Source organism: Streptomyces sp. NEAU-W12, assembly GCF_026242095.1.
In the GTDB taxonomy this organism is placed as follows: Bacteria; Actinomycetota; Actinomycetes; order Streptomycetales; family Streptomycetaceae; genus Streptomyces.
Window position 1 is genome coordinate 1 of sequence record NZ_JAPJDM010000081.1, and the last position, 2,245, is coordinate 2,245.

4 protein-coding genes are annotated in these 2,245 nt (G+C 67.3%); 1 reads left to right on the forward strand and 3 read right to left on the reverse strand.

All coding sequences use genetic code 11. From position 1 onward, the window contains the following. A partial coding sequence (locus ORI94_RS35110; protein ID WP_266083154.1) for an integrase core domain-containing protein occupies positions 1–350 on the forward strand: 350 nt, incomplete at its 5' end. On the opposite strand, the gene ORI94_RS35115 is transcribed toward ORI94_RS35110, so the two are convergent. The 3 genes from ORI94_RS35115 to ORI94_RS35125 all read right to left on the reverse strand — a co-directional run. Beyond that, positions 328–1,179, reverse strand: a complete 852-nt coding sequence (locus ORI94_RS35115; protein WP_266083156.1) for a transposase family protein — start codon at positions 1,177–1,179, stop codon at positions 328–330. The genes ORI94_RS35110 and ORI94_RS35115 overlap by 23 nt on opposite strands. A gap of 73 nt (positions 1,180–1,252) precedes the next feature. Beyond that, positions 1,253–1,708, reverse strand: coding sequence for a hypothetical protein (locus tag ORI94_RS35120; RefSeq protein WP_266083158.1), 456 nt, complete (start codon positions 1,706–1,708; stop codon positions 1,253–1,255). 72 nt (positions 1,709–1,780) lie between these two features. Further along, positions 1,781–2,245 (reverse strand): hypothetical protein (locus ORI94_RS35125; protein WP_266083160.1); only part of this gene is annotated, 465 nt, incomplete at its 5' end.

Genomic DNA, 2,245 nt, shown 5'->3' on the forward strand with positions numbered 1-2,245 from the left:
GGTCCGCCGCCCGGGTCCGCGGCAGTCTGGCCGGCGCCGTCTTCCACAGCGATCACGGAGCCCAGTACAGCTCCCGCCAATTCGCTGAGCTGTGCACGCAGTTGGGCGTCAGACAGTCCATGGGGGCGGTCGGTACGAGCGCGGACAACGCACTCGCCGAGTCGTTCAACGCCGCCCTCAAACGCGAGACGCTCCGTGGCGCCCGCCGCTACGACGGGGCCCGGGCCTGCCGCCTGGCCGTCTTCCGCTGGGCCACGCGCTACAACACCCGCCGACGACACTCGGCGAACGGACAGCAGGCACCGAACGCCTACGAACAGCAGTCAGCTACCCTGACACTCGCCGCATAACGATACGAACAGGTGTCCACTCCGCAGGGACAAGGTCCAGGAGCTGGGTGGCGTGGGCGGGGTCGGTGCGGAGCTTGGTGAGGATCCGCCAGTTCTTGAGGTGGGCGAAGCCATGCTCGATTGGTGCGCGTCCGACGGCGAGTACGCGGTTGGCTTCCTTCTGGCCGGCGGTGAGCCGGTGGGTGCGGCTGGAGTGGTAGCCGGTGACGATCAGGGGGTCGAGTACGTCGTTGTCCAGGCCGCGGAAGCCGAGGTCTGCCAGCGCTCCGAGACCGGCGGCGCGTAGGTGGGCCAGGATGTGGTCGTGGCGGGCCGCGGTGTTGTCGTGGGTGCGGCCGGGACGGGCGGCGGAGATCCAGACCAGGCGGCCCTTCTCGTCGGTGAGGGCGAGGAAGTGCAGACCATGGTGGCGGTGCTTGCCGGAGTAGTTCTTGCGGTCGTCCTTCCCGGTGCGGCGCTGGGTAGGGACCAGGGTGCCGTCAATCAGGACGACCTCCCCACCCTGACGGGCGATCTTCTTCAGCGCGCGGTCCAAGCGCGGAGCCTGCGCGGCGAGGAGAGCGATCAACTCGTCGCGCCAGCGACGGACGGTGGACTCGGAGACGTTGTTGCCGCCGGCCATGTCGGTCAGGCGCTGGTCGTGGCGCAGTACGGCCAGGACGATCACCGCGATCTTCCCGGGCGGCAGGATCCGCCACCTGGACCCGATCACCTTCAGGTGACGCCGCAGCAAGTCGGCGAGGTGGTTCACGGTGCGCGTGGACAGCGACAGACGGCACTGATAGACAAGCGGGAAGGTGCTCTCGGTGTGCTCTTTGGTTATGGTCACACATTTCCAACAGCCGCCGGGGGCACCCCGGTTACGGCCGCTCAGCGCCGCCCGTGGGCCACGGCTTCCATGGTCACAGCCGGGTAGTGAACCGTCCGTCGGGCTGTTTCCGCAGCCAGTCGCGGTCGGCCAGCCTGATCAGTTTCCCGCGCAACGGCTCCAGCTTGCTCTTCACGCCGACGTCCACCCCCAGCACCTCGCCGACCTGCCGGGCCTTGACCGGGCCGGCGGCCTGCCGCACGACGGAGAGAATGCGCTGGTAGTCCGGCGGAAGCATGGTCTCCTCCACATTCGCCGCACGGTGCGGGATGACGATCACCGCCCGGCCGCCCACCTGCCCAGGAACCGGCGCGAACACTGCCCGTTCCTCGGCGATCTGCTCGCTCATCCGTTCCAGGACCTTCTCAGCAACGGCGAGCTCATCGCGCTCGGCCCGGACCTCCATCAGCTGCTTGGCCAGCTCCTCTTCGAGCTCATCCAGTTCCGCGCGCCGCGCGGTGATCCGTTCCAGCAACTCGGGATCCAGCATGCACCGGATCGTAGAGGGTCATCCGGCCCCAGCAGGTGGGAATCGGTTGTACAGGGATGTCGGGCGTCTGGATCAGCGGGGCGGGAGGAAAGCCAGAGAAAGGTCCCATTGATCAGCCGCGCGAAGCAGCGCTGCGGCGTCCAGCCTGACCTCCACAACGTACTGGTAGATGTCAGCCCTGTCCTCACCCTGTTGCCACGGAGGCGCCGACTCCAGGGACAGATGAACACGAATCACCGTGGTCCCACCTGCGATTCGATTGCCGAGGCTGAAAGCCACAACCGGCTCGATGAACGACAGGTCCGGCGACAGCTCACCTTCGGCATTAGGTTCGGTGACGTCCAGCGTCCCTGCGGCCACCGCGCGCAGCCACGCGGACACCTGGCGGGCCTCGTCGGTGAGCAGACACGGAGCCTTTTCCAGCCTGACGGTGCTGACCGCGTGTCGGACAGATCGGTGGAACGACGAAGCTCCTGGTAGACGGGTTCTCGACCAAGATTGCCCGTAGCCACCAGGAGCTTCGCGTGCTTGTCTACC